Origin of the sequence: Acidovorax sp. SDU_ACID1 (assembly GCF_045291395.1) — a bacterium.
Lineage (GTDB): Bacteria > Pseudomonadota > Gammaproteobacteria > Burkholderiales > Burkholderiaceae_C > MR-S7.
Map to the genome: position 1 here is coordinate 4,204,332 of NZ_CP152342.1, position 15,835 is coordinate 4,220,166.

Genomic DNA, 15,835 nt, shown 5'->3' on the forward strand with positions numbered 1-15,835 from the left:
CCCATGGCCGACGAAACCGATACCCCCACCTCCGCCGCCGACGCGGTGTTCCACGGCATCGTGCAGGGATTGGCGCTGCAGAAGTTCGTGCCCGGCCAGCGGCTCGTGGAGGTGGACCTGGCCGCGCAGTTCGGCGTGAGCCGCAACTCCGTGCGCGAGGCGCTGCAGCGCCTGGCCGCCCAGGGGCTGGCGGATCTGCACCGCAACAAGGGCGCGGCCATCCGCGCGCTGTCGCCGCAGGAAACCCTGGAAGTGCTCGACGTGGCCGAGCGCATGACCGGCCTGCTCGCGCGCAGCGCCGCACGCCGCATCGCAGCCGGCGCCTCCGGCGCGGCCGTCGAGCAGGCGCTGGCCCAGCTCCATGCCGCCGACGGCGCGCAGGATCCCGACGCCTTCGCCCACGCCCGGCGCGCCTTCTACCGCGCCCTGCTGGACACCAGCGCCAGCCGCGAGTTGCGCCGCCTGCTGCCGACCATCCACATGCCCATCGTCTACGCCCAGCACCGGCCGGCGGCGCTGCAGCGCATCCGCATGCGCGACTACCGGGCGATGGGCGAGGCCGTCATCCAGGGCGACGAGGACGCTGCGGACGCTGCGGGCATGGCGCACGTGCGCAACGTGCGCGAGGCGATCGAGGCGGCCCTCTCCCCCGACCGGGCTCAGGCGAGGCGATAGAACCGCGCCGCGGTATCGCGGTAGAGCTGCCGCTTCTCGTCCTCCGACATGCCCGCGGTGATCCGCTTGAAGGTGTTCCACAGCACCTGGTAGCTGCACGTGCCCTTGTCCACGGGGAAGTTGCTCTCGAACATGCAGCGCGACGGTCCGAAGATTTCGATGCAGGTGAGGATGTAGGGGCCCCAGGCCTGCGCCAGCTCCGCGGAAGTGGGCGGCCTGTCCGCCTGGTGGAATCCAAAGCCGAACACGCTCATGCCCAGGCCGCCGAGCTTGATGCAGACGTTGGGCAACGGGGCGAACTCCTGCAGCAACCGTTTCCATTCGGCAAAGACGGCATCCCGCTGCCCCGCATAGGGGCCCACGCCCAGGGGCACGCCAATGTGGTCGATCACCACGGGGATGTCGGGAAAGGCGCACGCCAGGTCATGGAGTTCGTCGAGCTGGGTGTGATAGGCCCAGGAGTCGAACGTGAGCCCGAAGCGCGCGAGCGTGGCATAGCCCTCGCGGAACTTCGGATCCATGTAGAGGTGCAGCGGCGGAGAGTGCATCACGCCGTACTGGAACTGCGCATGTGCGGCCGCGTGGCAGCGGATGCCGCGAAAGCGCCCCGCTGCGGCCTGCAGGTGCGCGGTCAGGGTTTCCTCGACGCGTGCGCCCAGCGCGAGATCCGCAAAGCCCACGATGCCTTCGCAGACCCGCGTGCCCGCCTGCGCGGCATCGGTCTGCCCTGCGATGGCCACGACACGCTCCGTCTCGCCCACGGGGCGCAGGTGCTCCGGCCCGTCCGCGCGGTAGCTGAAGCCCACCTGGATGAAGGCCGTGGACTCGATGCGGTGTCCCGAGCCCAGATCCGCCAGCAGGTCGTCCTTCAGGTAGCCGCCCCACAGGCTGTCGGACAGGTGGTGGTGCGGGTCGATGATGGGCAGCTCCGGCTCCAGCGGCGCCTCGTGGTGCAGGGCAAGCCACTGCGGACGGACTTCCGCGCGGGGGATGATGGGGAGGGTGCCCATGGTCAGACTCCGAGGAAGGCTTTTTGCACGAATGCGTCCTGCAGCAGTTCCTGGCCGGAGCCCGAGCGGACCACCGTGCCCTGCTCGAACACGTAGGCGTGGTGCGCCATCTTGAGCGCGAGCCGCGCGTTCTGCTCCACCAGGATCACCGAGATGCCGGTTTCCCGGTTCAGTTGCACGATGGCCTGGGCGATCTCGGAGACGATCTTGGGCGCGATGCCCAGCGAGGGTTCGTCGAGCATCAGGATTTGCGGGTGCGACATCAGGGCGCGGCCGATAGCCACCATCTGCTGCTCGCCGCCCGAGAGCGAGCCCGCGAGCTGGCTGCGGCGCTCCTGCACGCGCGGGAACAGCGCATAGACCTGCTCCAGCGAGCGGTTGCGCACGGCCGCCGAGCCGACGGTGTGCGCGCCGACCATGAGGTTCTCCCAGACGGTCATGCGCGGGAACAGCCTGCGCCCCTCGGGCGAGAGCGCCAGGCCCATCGAGACCCGCTGGGCCGAGCCGGTGCCATCGATGCGCCGCCCGTCCATCAGGATGCTGCCGGACGAGACTTTCTTCAGGCCCATCAGCGCCTTGAGCGTGGTGCTCTTGCCCGCGCCATTGGAGCCGACGAGCGCCACGATCCGGCCGGCCGGCACCGTGAAGCTGACGCCATGCAGCGCCTCCACCAGCCCGTAGTGAACCACCACATCCTTGACTTCAACCGTGGGCATCTTCGTCCACTCCCAGATAGGCTTCGATCACCGCAGGGTTGTTGCGCACCTCGTCGGGCGTGCCCTGCGCGATCTTCTGGCCCTGCACGAGCACGATGATCTTCTCGCAGGTGTTCATCACCAGCGCCATGTGGTGTTCCACGAAGAGCAGCGAGATGTCGTGCCGGTCGCGCAGCGTCTTCAGCAGGCCGCCGAACTCGGCGCACTCCTCGGGGTTGAGGCCCGCGGCGGGCTCGTCGAGCAACAACAGCTTCGGCCTCGTCGCCAGGCCGATCGCCACGCCGATGCGCTTCTGGTGGCCGTAGGCCAGCGCTCCGGCCACGTCGTCGCGGTAAGGCGCAAGGCCCGTGATCTCCAGCACCTCGTCCACTTCCTCCTGCACCTTGCGCAGCGCGCCGCGGTAGCGGGCCGTCTGCGCGATCTGCGCCCAGACGGGCACGTCGAAGCGCGCCAGGGCACCCCGGTAGAGGTTCTCCTGCACCGTGGCGGTGGGGTACACCGTGGCCGACTGGAAGGTGCGCGCCAGCCCGTGGCGCACGACCTGGCTCGGCTTCATGCCCTCGATCTGCTGGCCCGCGAACCGGATGCTGCCGGCCGAGGGCGGCAGCGAGCCGCTGATGACGTTGAAGGCCGTGCTCTTGCCCGCGCCGTTGGGGCCGATCAGGCCGACGATCTCGCCCGCGTTGAGCTCGAAGCTCAGATCCTTGACGGCGGCCAGGCCGCCGAAATAGCGGGACAGGCCATCCACCTTGAGCAGTGCGGTCATGCCTTGCCCCCCTTCCCTCGGAGCTTCGCGGCGATCCCCACGAGGCCGCCCGGCAGGAACTTGAGCACCAGGATCAGCGTGATGCCGTAGAGGATGTTCTGCGTCTCGATCGCGCTGCGGAACAGCTCGGGCAGCGGCGTCATGATGAGCGCGCCCAGGATCGGCCCCAGCACCGACGCGCGGCCGCCGATCACCAGCATGACGATGGCCGCCACGGAAATGTGCTGGTTGAACGACTCGGGCGAAACGAAACCCAGGTAGTGCGCCAGCAGCGCGCCCGCGAACCCGGCCATGGCCGAGCCCAGCACGAACGCGAACATCTGCGTGCGCTGGATGCCGATGCCGCTGGCCTCGGCCAGCTCCTGGTTGTCGCCCACGGAGTCCAGCGCCGTGCCCTGGGGCGTGCGGAACAGCGCGATCAGCAGCATGATGGAGGCGAAGGCGCAGACCGCCGCCAGCACGTAGAACGAGGTCTTGGTGTCGAATGCGAAGCCGAGCATGGATGCAGGCGGAATGTTGGCGATGCCGTTCGCCCCGCCTGTATGGCCGCCGCCCTCCAGCAGGATCAGCCGGAACAGCTCGCCGAAGCAGAAAGTCACCAGCACGAAGTACACGCCCTGCAGGCGCAGGATCACCGAACCGAGCAGGTAGGCCACCGCAGCGGCGACGGCCACGCCGAGCGCGACCGACAACAGGAACGGCGCATGCCACTGGGTGGTGGCCATCACCGAGGCATAGGCGCCCATCCCCATGAACGCGGCGTGGCAAAACGAGAGCTGCCCGGTGCGGCTGAGCAGCGACAGCCCGTTGACGAAGATGATGTTCAGGCAGACCAATACCGCCAGGTGCATGTAGAACGGGCTGCTGGTGAACAGCGGCAGGGCGAACAGAACCAGCAGGCCGGGCAGCCAGCGGCGCCAGTGCGCCTGCGGGTTTCCGGCGCCGGGGTCGGGGGCGCGAGGCTTCATGGTCGGGGCAGTGGAAGAGGCATGCATGGCGTCAGCGTCCAGACTTTCCGAGCAGGCCCGAGGGGCGGAAGATCAGCATCAGGATCACGAAGCCGAAGAGCAGCATGTCGGACATGGCGCTGGACATGAAGGTGTTGGCCCCGCTCTCCACCACGCCCAGCAGCAGGCTGGCGAGCGCGGCGCCGGGAATGCTCCCCAGCCCGCCGAGGATCACCACGATGAATGCCTTGAGCAGAGGGGTCGAGCCGATGCTCGGCGAGACCGAGAACACCGGCGCCATCAGCGCACCCGCCACGGCAGCCAGCGCCACGCCGATGCCGAAGCCCAACGGATACATGAGGTGCGAGCGGATGCCCTGGGCGCTGGCGATCTCGGTGTCCTGCACCACGGCGCGCAGCGCGCGCCCGCCCTTGCTGTGCATGAGGAACAGGTAGAGCAGCGCCAGCACGGCGATGGAAAACGCCACCACGTACAGCCGCGACATGGGCAGCATGATGGGGCCGAGGGACACCACGCCTTCGGCCACCGGCGGCATGGACTGAGGATCCGGCCCGAAGAGCAGCAGGGCGCTGTTCTGCAGGATCATCCCCAGCCCGATCGTGCTGATCATCCCGTTGAGCTCGTTGCCGCGGAAGCCCTTGAGCACGACCACCTCGATGAGCCAGCCCGCGACCAGGGTCACGGCGAAGGTGGCAAGCACCGCCACCAGGAAAGGCAACTGGAACCGGGTGACACAGACATAGGCGACGAACGCGCCCAGCATGTAGAACTCGCCATGCGCGAAATTGACCACGCGCATGACGCCGAAGACCAGTGTGAAGCCAATGGCCATCAGCAGGTAGAGCAGCCCAATGATGAGGCCATTGGTCAATGCCTGACCAATGAGGAAAGTGAAATCCACGGCGGTACCCAGCAGGTTCTGTGCTTACTTGCAGGCAGTGAGGGAGCAGGTGCTCTCGACCACTTCCTGCCCGTCCTGCACGCGCGCGATGTAGAACGGCGCGCTGATCTGGTGGTTGGAGCCGTAGACTTCCTTGCCCGTCCAGTTGAGGGTGCCCAGAATGCCCTTGAAGTCCTTGATGCCTTCGAGCGCCACGCGCACCTTGTCCGTGTCAGTGGTGCTGCCCGCCTGGCCCATGGCCTGGAACAGCATGCGCGTGCCGTCGTAGAACGCCGGGCTGAAACCGTTCATGCGCTTCTTGTACTTGCCGAAATAGCGCTCTGCATAGGCCTTGACCTCCGCATTGGCGGGGTCGATCGGCGTGTTGACCAGCATGCCGTTGGTCGCGCCCGCGCCCGCCACGTTGACGATCTCGGTGGTGGCCGGGCCGCCACTGCGGATGATGTGCCCCTTGAAGCCCAGCTCGCGCGCCTGCTTGACGATGAGGCCGGCGGTACCCGGCGCATTGCCGTCGAGCTCGATGGCGTCCACGCCCTTGGCCATGATGCGGGTGAGCAGCGGCATCATGTCCACGCGCTCGCGCTCGAAGAACTCCTTGGCGTCCATCTTCGCGCCGGCCTTGGCGTAGGCCTTCTCCAGATCCTGGGCGATCTGCTGGCCGGTCTCGTCGTTGGGGAACAGCGCGCCCACCTTCTTGATGCCCTTGGCCTTGACGATCCAGTCGATCTGGGGCTGCGATGTCTCCATCGTCGTCAGGTTGGGGCGGAAGCTGAACGGCTTGTCGGCCGCCAGGGCCTTGTCGGTGAAGCCCAGGGTCAGCATGACGACCTTGTTCTTCTCCATGATCGGGCCCACGGCCAGCGCGGCGGCCGAGCCCACGGGGCCGATCACGTACTGGACCTTGTCCTCGAACACCAGGCGGTTGGCGGCGGTGACGGCCTCGCCGGCCTGGTACTTGTCGTCGTAGGCGACGACCTTGACCTTGTACTTCTTGCCGCCCACGTCGAGGCCGCCCTTGGCGTTCACGTCGTCGGCGGCCAGCTCGGTCGCGTACAGCATGGCCTGGCCCCAGGCGGCGCCCGCTCCGGACAGCGTCACGATGGCGCCGATCTTGAGTTCTTCCTGGGCGAATGCGCCGCAGCCCACGCACAGCAGCGAGGCGGCAAGGATCTTTTTCATGGTTGTCTCCTGGAGGATGGTTGGGGTTGGAATGGAGTGCCGGCAAGGCTCAGCGGGCCGCGATCTCGTCCAGCACGGGCAGGATGTATTTCCTGAATTGCCCGGGGTTCTCGCTCATGGGGAAATGCCCCAGTTCCTTCATGACGGTCACCTTCGCGCCGGGAATGGTCTCTGCGGTGCGGATCGAGTCCTCGGGACTGCAGGAAAAGTCGTATTCGCCCGTCAGCAGGTAGAGCGGCGTGGCGGCCGTATCGATGCCGCCCAGCTTGCCGCGCAGGTCGGAATCCACGCGGTAGAAGTACAGGTCGCCCTTGAAGATCCCGGGGCCGCTCTGCTTGTATTGCCACAGGGTTTCATGGCGGTATTCGCTCGGGCTTTGCGGCGCGATCAGGCCGGACACCAGCGCGGCGCAGACCTCGCCGCCATGCACGTCGGGGCGGTTGAGCCAGCCCGTGTCGTACCAGGGCTGCTGGTAGTCGGCGCTCTCCAGGCCGATGAGCGCCCGGAACTCGGCGCCGTGGGCATGCGCCAGCTGCAACACGATCCGTCCGCCGATCGAGCAGCCCATGACCACCGGCCTGTCCAGCCCCAGCGCGGCGCTGAACGCGCGGATCGTGGCCACGTAGCGCTCGGTGGTGAGTTCGTAGTCCCGCTCGTGGAAGCCGACGGGCGGATAGGACTTTCCGTGCCAGGGCATGTCGAATGCGATGACGCGGAATTTTCCGGTGAGGGCGCCGTCGTTGAGCAGATGGCGGAACTGCCGGCCATCGGAGCCGGCCGTGTGCAGGCACAGCAAGGGAATGCCCTGGCCGCATTCCTCGAAATAGATGCGGCACGTCTCGCCCAGGACATCCACGTGGATGTAGCGGCCGACGATGGGCTCGATGCGGTCTTTCATCTGGTGTCTCCTCGCTGGTTCAGGCGTCCGCGGGCACGTGGCGCGGCATTTCCAGCACATCCTTGAGGTACTGGAGATGCGAGAACAGCAGCCGGGTGTCCCCCTCGATCACCATCTCGCCCCGCTTGTGCAGGGCGAAGATGTCGTGCCAGCCGGGAAGAGGCACCTGGTCCCAGAGCCGCTCCCAGGCCTCGGCCGTTCCCTGCACGAAGAGCGCGCACGGATGGAACAGCGCGAACCGCTGCGTGACTTCGGCGACTTCGCCCTGGTGGATGCGCAGCAGAAACCGCGCCGTGCCGACGACGACGACGAGGTCGGCCGTCAACGCCCGGCCCCGGTGCACGAGGCAGGCGTTCGCGTTGACATGCGGCGCGAGGGACGCGAACCGCTCGGCCAGGGAGGTGTGCGTGGTGTGTGAGCTCATGCCGTTGCGCCCGGGTGGTTCAGCCGATCCCCGGCAGAAGGGGCGCCGCGGTCATGGACTGCAGGCGCTCGAAGCTCATCCCTTCGCACATCCAGCGGACTGCCAGCCCTTGCGCCGTGACGTCGATGACCGCGCAATCCGTGTAGATGCGGTCCACCACGCGCGCACCCGTGAGCGGGTAGGTGCACTCGGTGACGATCTTGGGCTCGCCCGCCTTGCTCACGTGCTCCATGACCACGAAGACCTGTCGCGCGCCGACCACGAGGTCCATGGCACCGCCCACGGCGGGGATCGCGTCGGGCGCGCCGGTGTCCCAGTTGGCCAGGTCGCCCTGGCTGGAGACCTGGAACGCGCCGAGCACGGTGAGGTCGATGTGCCCGCCGCGCATCATGGCGAACGAGGTCACGTGGTCGGTGATGGACGCCCCCGGCAGCAGCGTGACCGGCTCCTTGCTCGCGTTGATGAGGCTCAGGTCCACGGCACCGCCCGCGGGCGCGGGGCCCATGCCCAGGATGCCGTTCTCGCTGTGCAGGATCACGTCGCGGCCCGGCGGCAGGCACTTGGAGATCAGCGTGGGAATGCCGATCCCCAGGTTGACGTAGCTGCCGTCGGGAATGTCGTTGGCCACCTTGGCCGCCATCGCGGCGCGGCTGAGCCGTTGGATGTTCATCGTCATGCCCGTCCTTCCACCTGTACCACGCGCTGCACGAAGATGCCCGGCGTTGCCACGTGCTCGGGCACGAGCATGCCCAGCGGCACGATCTCGTCCACCTGCGCCACGGCCACCTTGGCAGCCATGCACATGACGGGGCCGAAGTTGCGCTCCGCGTTGCGGTACATGAGGTTGCCCCAGGGGTCCGCCGTCTGCGCCTTCACGAAGGCGAAGTCGCCGTGCAGCGGCTGCTCCAGCACATAGCCCACGCCGTCGATGACGCGGGTTTCCTTGCCCTCGGCCAGGCGCGTGCCGTACGAGGTGGGCGTGAAGAACGGCCCCAGGCCCGAGCCCGCCGCGCGCATGCGCTCGGCCATCGTGCCCTGGGGCACGCATTCGAGTTCGATCCTGCCGGCGCGGTACCACGCGGCGAACGCGGCGGCGTTGGGCTCCACCGGGTTGGAGGAGCGCGCGAACGAGCACACCATGCGCCGCACGCGTCCGGCCTCCACCAGCTGGCTCAGGCCGATCTTGCCGTTGCCCGCATTGTTGTTGACGATGGTGAGTTCGCGCGCGCCCTGGTCCAGCAGCGCACAGACGAGTTCGGTGGGCACGCCGGAGATGCCGAAGCCGCCGATGAGGATGGTCGCGCCGTCGCGCACGTCGCGCACGGCCTCGTGCACCGAGGCGGTCACTTTGTTGAGCATGCCGGCTCCCTGCCTCGCGCGTTCACAGCGTTTCCTCCACGCCGAAGATCGCCGTGGACTGGCTCGACAGCGTGCCGCCGTTGCCGTGCGCCAGGGCGATGCGCGCATCCTTGACCTGCCGCGCGCCGCATTCGCCGCGCAACTGACGCACCGCCTCGATCACGAGGAAGATGCCGTACATGCCCGGGTGCACGCACGAGAGCCCGCCGCCGTTGGTATTGACCGGCAGCCGACCGCCCGGCGCGATGCCGCCGTTCTCCACGAACGCGCCGGCCTCGCCCTTCTTGCAGAAGCCCAGGTCTTCGAGGAACAGCAGCGTGTTGATCGTGAAGGCGTCGTAGAGGCCCACCACGTCCACGTCCGAGGGCGCGAGGCCCGCCATCTCGAAGGCACGCCGCCCCGACTCCGACGCGGCGGTGACGGTGAGGTTCTCCATGGACGAGATCTGCCGGTTCCACACCGCCGTGGCGTTGCCGAGCACGTACACGGGCTTGGGCACCTGGGCCTTGGCGCGGTCGGCGCGCATGAGCACGAAGGCGCCCGCGCCGTCGGTGACGAGGCAGCAGTCGCGCACCGTGAGCGGCGTGGAGACCATGCGCGCGGACAGCACGTCGTCGATGCTGAGCGGATCGCGCATCACCGCCTCGGGGTTGAGCTGCGCCCAGCGGCGCGCGGCCACGGCCACCTCGGCGAGCTGCTCGCGCGTGGTGCCGAACTCGTGCATGTGGCGCGAAGCGGCCAGCGCGTAGGACGTGAGCGGCTGGATGGGCGCGTAGGGGTGCTCGTAGGGCAGCGGGTCGATCAGGCGGAACGTATCCGACATGGCCTTGCGCGAGAACGTGCCCGTCTTCTGGGTGCTGCCGTAGCACACGAGCACCGCGTTGCACTGGCCGCTCTCCAGCGCCAGCATCGCGGGCATCAGGTGGGCGATGAAGCTGGAGCCGCCCAGCATGGTGCTGTCGATGAACTGCGGCCGCAGGCCCAGGTATTCGGCCACCGGCAGCGCCCACATGCTGGCCGCCGAGCTGCAGGTGGCCAGGCCGTCGATGTCGCGCAGCGTGAGCCCCGCATCGTCCACGGCCGCGAGCGCGGCCTGGCCCAGGATTTCCATGGCGCTGAAGCCGGTCGCCTCGCCGATGCCGGCATGGCCCACGCCCACGATGGCGGCCTTGCCGCGAAGTTGTTGCAGGCTCATTGCGCACCTCCCGCGCCTTGGGGAACGAAGACCACGAGCGGCTTGCCGTCCTGCTCCACGATGCGGGCCTGCACGCGCATGCCGATACGCACCTGGTCCTGCGGATGCTCCCGCACGCGGCCCATCATGCGCACGCCCTCGTCCAGGTCGACGAGCACGATGGCGTAGTCGGTGCCCGTGCCGGGCTTGCCCATGACCACGCTGCACGCATGGACGGTGCCCTGGCCGCTGGCGTCCATCCAGCGCAGGTCGGCGCCGCCGCAGTGCGGGCAAGCGACCCGTGGATAGAACACGTGCCGCGCGCACGCGCCGCATTGCTGGATGCGGAACCGGCCCTGGGCCAGGTGGTGGAGATAGGCGGCGTCGGGGCCGCCCGGGGATGGGGCGATGGCGGTCATGGTCGTTCAGGTGGGTTCGGTGGGCACCACGTAGCCGGAGAGGGACTGGCCCTGCGCCACGAGCTGCGCGAGCAGCGGCGCGGGCTCCCACAACGGGCCGTGGAGGCGGTGGAATTCCTCGATGCGCGCGAGCACCTGGGGCAGGCCCACGGTGTCGGCATAGAACAGCGGGCCGCCGCGCGCGGCGGGAAAGCCGTAGCCGTTCACGTAGATCACGTCGATGTCGCTGCCGCGGCGCGCCACGCCATCCTGCAGGATGCGCGCGGCCTCATTGACCAGCGCATACATCGTGCGCTCCACGATCTCCTCGTCGGTGATCGCCCGGCGCGTGATGCCCGATTCGCGTGCGCAGGTGTCGATGATCGCCTCCACGGCCGGATCGGGCACGGGCGCGCGGCTGCCCGGCTCGTAGCGGTAGAAGCCCGCGCCCGTCTTCTGCCCCAGGCGGCCCGACTCGCAGAGCCGGTCGGCGATGTGGCAGTAGCGCAGGTGCCTGGGGCGCGTGGGGGCCTGGCGCTTGCGCGCGGCCCAGCTGATGTCCAGGCCGGCCATGTCGCCCATGCGCAGCGGGCCCATGGCCATGCCGAAGCGCTCCACGGCCTGATCCACCTGCGCGGGGCTCGCGCCCTCCTCCAGCAGGAAGTGCGCCTCGCGCGTATACGGGCTCACCATGCGGTTGCCCACGAAGCCGTCGCACACGCCCACCACGGCGGGCACCTTGCCGATGCGCTTGGCCACATCGAGCACCGTGGCGATCACGTCGGGCGCCGTGGCCCGGCCGCGCACGATTTCCAGCAGCTTCATGACGTGGGCGGGGCTGAAGAAGTGCAGTCCCATCACGTCCTGCGGGCGGCGCGTCACGGCGGCGATGTCGTTGATGTCGAGCCGCGAGGTGTTGGTCGCAAGGATGGCGCCAGGCTTGGCGATCGCGTCCAGTTGCTGGAACAGGCCGTGCTTGACGGCGATGTCCTCGAAGGCCGCCTCGATGACCAGATCCGCCTCTGCGAGTTCCTGCATGGCCGTGGAGCCGTGGATGCGCGCCAGGCGGGCCTGCATCTGCGCCTCGTCCAGCTTGCCCTTGGCCACCGTGGCCGCGTAGTTGCGGCGGATCGTCTCCAGGCCCTTGGCGAGGGCCGCGTCGGTGGCCTCGACCAGCGTCACGGCGTAGCCCGCGTTGGCGAAGGCCATGGCGATGCCGCCGCCCATCGTGCCCGCGCCGATCACACCCACGCGCTGCACGGAGCGCAACGCCATGCCCTGCGCATCCGCCGGCGGCTTGGCGGCTTCGCGCTCGCCGAAGAACAGGTGGCGCAGCGCCTTGGACTGCGTGCCGTTCACGAGCTCGACGAAGCGCTGCCGCTCGAACGCCAGCCCTTCCTGCAGCGAGCCGCCCTGCGACTTCTCCACGCAGGCGATGCATTGCAGCGGCGCTTCCAGGCCGCGCGCCGTCTTGCGCGCCTTCTCTCGCGCGGCGCCGAACAGCGCGGCCGCGTCGGCGGGCGGCGTGACGGCACGCGCGCCCGTGGGCCGCAGCGCCTGCGCGGGATCGAGCCCGGCCGCGAACGCGATCGCCTGCGACAGCCAGTCGCCTTCGAACACCGCGTCCAGCAGGCCCGCCTCCAGGGCCTTGGCCGCGCCCACCGTCCTCCCGGAGACGATCCAGTCCAGCGCCGTCTCGACGCCCACGAGCCGGGGCAGGCGCTGCGTGCCGCCGCCGCCGGGCAGCAGGCCCAGCTTCACCTCGGGCAGGGCCACCGACGCCTGGGCATCGGCCACGCGCCAGTGGCAGCCCAGGGCCAGCTCCAGGCCGCCGCCGAGCGCAGAGCCGTGGATAGCTGCCACCACGGGCTTGCCCAGGTTCTCGATGCGCTGGATCAACTGGGGCGTGGTCGGCTCGGCCACGCCGCGCGGCGTGTTGAACTCACGGATGTCCGCGCCACCCGAGAACATGCGGCCCTCGCCCGCGAGCACGATGGCGTCGATGGCCGCATCCGCCACGGCCGCGTCCAGCGCCGCTGACAGGTGCTGGCGCAACGCGAACGACAGGCCGTTGACGGGCGGGTTGGCCCATCGGATCAGGGCCACCCGGCCGTGGCGCTCGAAGCCGCTGTTCATCGCAGTTCCACCAGGGGCTGGCCTTCGGCCACTTCCGCACCGACCTCGACCAGGTAGCGCACCACGGTGCCGCCGGCCTCCGCCTCCACAGGGATCTCCATCTTCATGGACTCGACGATCAAGAGCGGATCACCGGCCGACACGCTGTCGTCGGGAGCGGTGCAGTGGGTGACGACGCGGCCCGCCAGCGGGGAGCAGAGAGTGGGCATGGGAAATCTCCTGGATGGACGTTGTTTCAAAGAGGGCGCGATGCGATCGCGGCGCCCAGTTGGGTGTGCAGCTGGCTGGCCGCGAACGCCGGGTCACGCAGGACGCGCAGCACGTAGGGAATGTTGGTTTTCACGCCTTCGACGCGAAAGTGCTCCAGCGCGCCGGCCAGCCGGGCGACCGCTTCGGCCCTGTCGGCACCATGCGCGATGACCTTGGCGAGCATCGGGTCGTAGTGGCTCGACACACGGGTGCCGGCGGCATAGCCCGTCTCCACGCGAATGCCCTCGCCCGCCGGCGGCGTGAACACGGCGAGTTCGCCGGGGGACGGGAAGAAGCGCACGGGGTCTTCCGCGTAGATGCGCGCCTCCACCGCGTGGCCGTTGCATGCGATGGGCGCGGGCAGCACGGCAGCGAGCGGCTCGCCCGCGGCCAGCCGGATCTGCGCCGCGACGATGTCCACGCCCGTGACTTCTTCCGTCACCGCGTGCTCCACCTGCAGCCGCGTGTTCACCTCCAGGAACGTGAAGCCCGTCGCGGGTGTGTAGAGCATCTCCACGGTGCCGATGACGTCGTAGCCGATGCCGGCCAGGATCGCCTCCAGCCGCCGGGCCATGGCCTGCACGGCGTCGCGGGGAATGCCCGGCGCGGGCGCCTCTTCGACGACCTTCTGGTTGCGCCGCTGTACGGAGCAGTCGCGCTCGTACAGGCAGCGCACCTGCCCGTGGCGATCCGCGAGGAACTGGAATTCCACGTGCCGTGGCATGTCGATCAGCGTCTCGAAGTACAGCTCCGACGCGCCGAACGCCTTGGCCGAGGTGGACTGCGCCTGCCGCCAGGCCGCGGCGATCTCCTGTGCCCCACGCACCGGCAGCATGCCGATGCCGCCACCGCCGTTCGCGGGCTTGAGCATGAGGGGGAAACCCATGCCGCAGGCGACCCGGGTCACCTCGTCGAGGTCGTCCGGCAGGAGCGCGCTGCTGCGCGTCATGGGCATGCCGTGCGCCTGCATCAATTCGCGCGCCGCCGTCTTGTGGCCCAGGGTCTTGATCCAGCGCGGGCTGGGGCCGATGAAGCACAGTCCTTCGGCCTCCACGCGCTCGGCGAAGGCCGCGTTTTCGGACAGGAAGCCGTAGCCCGGATGCACCGCATCAGCGCCGCTCTCCCGGGCCGCGCGCAGCACGGCGTCCTGGTTCAGGTAGCTCGCGGCGGCGGGTGCGTCGCCGATACAGACCGCGGCATCGGCCTCTTTCACATAGGGCATCCGCTCGTCGGCGGTGGAATGCACCGCGACGGACTCGATCCCCAGGGCCTTCGCCGCGCGGATCACGCGGGCCGCCACCGCGCCGCGGTTGGCGACCAGGATGCGGCGGATGGAACGGGGCGCCCGCACGGGCCTGGCCTCGCTCACTGACGTACCTTCGCCCTGACGGGCTGCGGTGCTATGAGCCTTCGGAACGGCCGGGCGGCTCATGGACGGAACCCGAAGCGCACCGGGCCGGCTTGGCGCAGCGGCGCGGCGAGGTTGGCGAACTCGACCAGCAGGGTGCGCGTGTCCTGCGGGTCGATGATGTCCTCCACCACGAACGCCTCGGCGCTGCGGAAGGGCGAGGTCAGGCTGCGCACGCGGGCCTCGATGCGCGCACGGGCCGCCTCGGGGTCGCCGGCGGCCTCGATCTCGGCCTTGTAGGCCACCTCCAGCCCGCCTTCGATGGGCAGCGATCCCCATTGGGCCGAAGGCCATGCATAGCGGAAGTTGAAGCGGTCAGCGTTCTGGTGCCCGCCCCCGGCCACGCCGAAGGCCTTGCGCAGGATCACCGTGCACCAGGGCACCGTGCTCTGCGCCACGGCGGTGAGCGCGCGCACGCCGGCGCGCATCACGCCTTCCTTCTCGGCCTCCAGGCCGATGCGGAAGCCCGGCACGTCCACGAGGTTGAGCACGGGCAGGTGGAACTGCTCGGCCAGATCGACCATGCGCATGTACTTCTCGGTCGTCTGGCGATCCCAGGCGCCGCCGTAGTGGTAGGGGTCGCTCGCGACGACGACGACCGGCCAGCCGTCGATGCGCGCCAGGCCCGCCGCGATGGCCTTGCCCCAATGGCGGCCGATCTCCATGAACGAGCCGCTGTCCACCAGGGTCTCCACGATGGTGCGGATCTTGTAGACCGAGCGCGTGTTCTCCGGAATGGCGCTGCGCAGCGCCGCCTGGTTCGCCGAGGCTTCACGCCCGCCTTCAGCGCGCGGGGGCAGCTCGTGCACGGACGCAGGCAGGTACGAGAGGAAGCGGCGCGCGCGCGCGAAGGCTTCGGCCTCGGAGGCGACCTCGTCGTCCACCACGCCGTTGCGCGCGTGGATCTGGGCGCCGCCCAGCTCGTTCTTGCCCAGCACCTGGCCCGTGCGCGCCACCACGGGCGGGCCCGCCACGAAGAGCTGCGCGGTATCGCGCACCATGACCGAGTAGTGGCTGGCGGACACGCGCGCCGCGCCCAGCCCCGCTACCGACCCCAGCGCCAGCCCCACGACCGGAACGGTGGCCAGGTTGCGCGCGATGTAGGGCCAGGACTTGAGCTTGGGCAGCAGCGTGTGCCCCTTGAGTTCGATGTTCTTCACCGAGCCGCCGCCGCCCGTGCCATCCACTAGGCGCACCAGCGGCAGGCGCAGGTCGTGCGCCATCTGCTCCGCCACGATCATCTTGTCGCCCACGGCACCGTCGTTGGCACCGCCGCGCACGGTGAAGTCGTCGCCCATCACCACGGCGGGCCGCCCGCCGATGCGCGCACGCCCCATCACCAGGTTCGCGGGCGTGAAGTCGGCCAGCCGGCCTTCGTCGTCGTACTGGCCCGAGCCGGCCAGGCCGCCCACCTCGACGAGCGAGTCCTCGTCCACGAGCAGCGCGATGCGCTCGCGCACGGGGATCTTCCCGTTGTCCCTGTGCCGCTGCACCTTCTCAGCACCGCCCATGCGCTGCGCCAGCTCCTTGCGCTGCGCGAGCTCGGCGAGTTCCTTGTCCCAGGCCATCGTGAT

17 protein-coding genes are annotated in these 15,835 nt (G+C 69.3%); 1 reads left to right on the forward strand and 16 read right to left on the reverse strand.

Annotated elements, in window-relative coordinates:
• The first annotated feature begins 3 nt into the window (after positions 1–3).
• Positions 4–675, forward strand: coding sequence for a GntR family transcriptional regulator (locus AAG689_RS20655; protein WP_406623546.1), 672 nt, complete (start codon positions 4–6; stop codon positions 673–675).
• On the opposite strand, the gene AAG689_RS20660 is transcribed toward AAG689_RS20655, so the two are convergent.
• From AAG689_RS20660 to AAG689_RS20735, 16 genes are all read right to left on the reverse strand, one after another.
• Positions 660–1,685, reverse strand: a complete 1,026-nt coding sequence (locus AAG689_RS20660; RefSeq protein WP_406623547.1) for an amidohydrolase family protein — start codon at positions 1,683–1,685, stop codon at positions 660–662. The genes AAG689_RS20655 and AAG689_RS20660 overlap by 16 nt on opposite strands.
• Before the next feature lie 2 nt (positions 1,686–1,687).
• The gene (locus AAG689_RS20665; RefSeq protein WP_406623548.1) at positions 1,688–2,401 is read right to left on the reverse strand and encodes an ABC transporter ATP-binding protein; all 714 of its coding nucleotides are present in this window, start codon (positions 2,399–2,401) and stop codon (positions 1,688–1,690) included.
• On the reverse strand, positions 2,388–3,167 hold the full coding sequence (locus AAG689_RS20670; protein ID WP_406623549.1) for an ABC transporter ATP-binding protein: 780 nt from the start codon (positions 3,165–3,167) through the stop codon (positions 2,388–2,390). The genes AAG689_RS20665 and AAG689_RS20670 overlap by 14 nt, the downstream gene beginning before the upstream one ends.
• Positions 3,164–4,135 (reverse strand): branched-chain amino acid ABC transporter permease, encoded by a 972-nt coding sequence (locus AAG689_RS20675; protein WP_406623550.1) that lies wholly within the window; start codon positions 4,133–4,135, stop codon positions 3,164–3,166. The genes AAG689_RS20670 and AAG689_RS20675 overlap by 4 nt, the downstream gene beginning before the upstream one ends.
• A 31-nt stretch (positions 4,136–4,166) precedes the next feature.
• Positions 4,167–5,036 (reverse strand): branched-chain amino acid ABC transporter permease, encoded by an 870-nt coding sequence (locus tag AAG689_RS20680; protein WP_406623551.1) that lies wholly within the window; start codon positions 5,034–5,036, stop codon positions 4,167–4,169.
• 24 nt (positions 5,037–5,060) lie between these two features.
• Positions 5,061–6,215: an ABC transporter substrate-binding protein gene (locus AAG689_RS20685; RefSeq protein ID WP_406623552.1), complete on the reverse strand. Its 1,155-nt coding sequence runs from the start codon at positions 6,213–6,215 to the stop codon at positions 5,061–5,063.
• A 49-nt stretch (positions 6,216–6,264) separates the two neighbouring features.
• A complete protein-coding gene (locus tag AAG689_RS20690) occupies positions 6,265–7,113 on the reverse strand; it encodes an alpha/beta fold hydrolase (RefSeq protein WP_406623553.1) in 849 nt (282 codons plus the stop codon).
• A 19-nt stretch (positions 7,114–7,132) separates the two neighbouring features.
• Complete coding sequence (locus tag AAG689_RS20695) at positions 7,133–7,537, reverse strand: hypothetical protein (protein ID WP_406623554.1); 405 nt, start codon at positions 7,535–7,537, stop codon at positions 7,133–7,135.
• 19 nt (positions 7,538–7,556) lie between these two features.
• Positions 7,557–8,201 (reverse strand): 3-oxoacid CoA-transferase subunit B, encoded by a 645-nt coding sequence (locus AAG689_RS20700; RefSeq protein WP_406626382.1) that lies wholly within the window; start codon positions 8,199–8,201, stop codon positions 7,557–7,559.
• Between the two features lie 8 nt (positions 8,202–8,209).
• Positions 8,210–8,896, reverse strand: coding sequence for a 3-oxoacid CoA-transferase subunit A (locus AAG689_RS20705; RefSeq protein WP_406623555.1), 687 nt, complete (start codon positions 8,894–8,896; stop codon positions 8,210–8,212).
• A 22-nt stretch (positions 8,897–8,918) separates the two neighbouring features.
• A complete protein-coding gene (locus AAG689_RS20710; RefSeq protein WP_406623556.1) occupies positions 8,919–10,091 on the reverse strand; it encodes a thiolase in 1,173 nt (390 codons plus the stop codon).
• Positions 10,088–10,489, reverse strand: a complete 402-nt coding sequence (locus AAG689_RS20715) for a Zn-ribbon domain-containing OB-fold protein (protein ID WP_406623557.1) — start codon at positions 10,487–10,489, stop codon at positions 10,088–10,090. Before AAG689_RS20715 ends, AAG689_RS20710 begins: the two co-directional genes overlap by 4 nt.
• Positions 10,490–10,495: 6 nt before the next feature.
• A complete protein-coding gene (locus AAG689_RS20720) occupies positions 10,496–12,604 on the reverse strand; it encodes a 3-hydroxyacyl-CoA dehydrogenase NAD-binding domain-containing protein (RefSeq protein WP_406623558.1) in 2,109 nt (702 codons plus the stop codon).
• A complete protein-coding gene (locus tag AAG689_RS20725; protein WP_020229977.1) occupies positions 12,601–12,813 on the reverse strand; it encodes an acetyl-CoA carboxylase biotin carboxyl carrier protein subunit in 213 nt (70 codons plus the stop codon). The genes AAG689_RS20720 and AAG689_RS20725 overlap by 4 nt, the downstream gene beginning before the upstream one ends.
• A gap of 26 nt (positions 12,814–12,839) precedes the next feature.
• Positions 12,840–14,204, reverse strand: a complete 1,365-nt coding sequence (locus AAG689_RS20730) for an acetyl/propionyl/methylcrotonyl-CoA carboxylase subunit alpha (protein WP_406623559.1) — start codon at positions 14,202–14,204, stop codon at positions 12,840–12,842.
• A gap of 77 nt (positions 14,205–14,281) precedes the next feature.
• Positions 14,282–15,829, reverse strand: a complete 1,548-nt coding sequence (locus AAG689_RS20735) for an acyl-CoA carboxylase subunit beta (RefSeq protein WP_406623561.1) — start codon at positions 15,827–15,829, stop codon at positions 14,282–14,284.
• Positions 15,830–15,835: the final 6 nt, after the last annotated feature.

What these genes read in the sequence shown, in the direction of transcription:
- AAG689_RS20705 (WP_406623555.1), bottom strand. Translation starts at nt 8,896, where the DNA reads ATGCTCAACAAAGTGACCGCCTCGGTGCACGAGGCCGTGCGCGACGTG.
- AAG689_RS20665 (WP_406623548.1), bottom strand. Translation starts at nt 2,401, where the DNA reads ATGCCCACGGTTGAAGTCAAGGATGTGGTGGTTCACTACGGGCTGGTG.
- AAG689_RS20720 (WP_406623558.1), bottom strand. Translation starts at nt 12,604, where the DNA reads ATGAACAGCGGCTTCGAGCGCCACGGCCGGGTGGCCCTGATCCGATGG.
- AAG689_RS20695 (WP_406623554.1), bottom strand. Translation starts at nt 7,537, where the DNA reads ATGAGCTCACACACCACGCACACCTCCCTGGCCGAGCGGTTCGCGTCC.
- AAG689_RS20685 (WP_406623552.1), bottom strand. Translation starts at nt 6,215, where the DNA reads ATGAAAAAGATCCTTGCCGCCTCGCTGCTGTGCGTGGGCTGCGGCGCA.
- AAG689_RS20690 (WP_406623553.1), bottom strand. Translation starts at nt 7,113, where the DNA reads ATGAAAGACCGCATCGAGCCCATCGTCGGCCGCTACATCCACGTGGAT.
- AAG689_RS20670 (WP_406623549.1), bottom strand. Translation starts at nt 3,167, where the DNA reads ATGACCGCACTGCTCAAGGTGGATGGCCTGTCCCGCTATTTCGGCGGC.
- AAG689_RS20735 (WP_406623561.1), bottom strand. Translation starts at nt 15,829, where the DNA reads ATGGCCTGGGACAAGGAACTCGCCGAGCTCGCGCAGCGCAAGGAGCTG.
- AAG689_RS20715 (WP_406623557.1), bottom strand. Translation starts at nt 10,489, where the DNA reads ATGACCGCCATCGCCCCATCCCCGGGCGGCCCCGACGCCGCCTATCTC.
- AAG689_RS20725 (WP_020229977.1), bottom strand. Translation starts at nt 12,813, where the DNA reads ATGCCCACTCTCTGCTCCCCGCTGGCGGGCCGCGTCGTCACCCACTGC.
- AAG689_RS20660 (WP_406623547.1), bottom strand. Translation starts at nt 1,685, where the DNA reads ATGGGCACCCTCCCCATCATCCCCCGCGCGGAAGTCCGTCCGCAGTGG.
- AAG689_RS20655 (WP_406623546.1), top strand. Translation starts at nt 4, where the DNA reads ATGGCCGACGAAACCGATACCCCCACCTCCGCCGCCGACGCGGTGTTC.
- AAG689_RS20675 (WP_406623550.1), bottom strand. Translation starts at nt 4,135, where the DNA reads ATGAAGCCTCGCGCCCCCGACCCCGGCGCCGGAAACCCGCAGGCGCAC.
- AAG689_RS20710 (WP_406623556.1), bottom strand. Translation starts at nt 10,091, where the DNA reads ATGAGCCTGCAACAACTTCGCGGCAAGGCCGCCATCGTGGGCGTGGGC.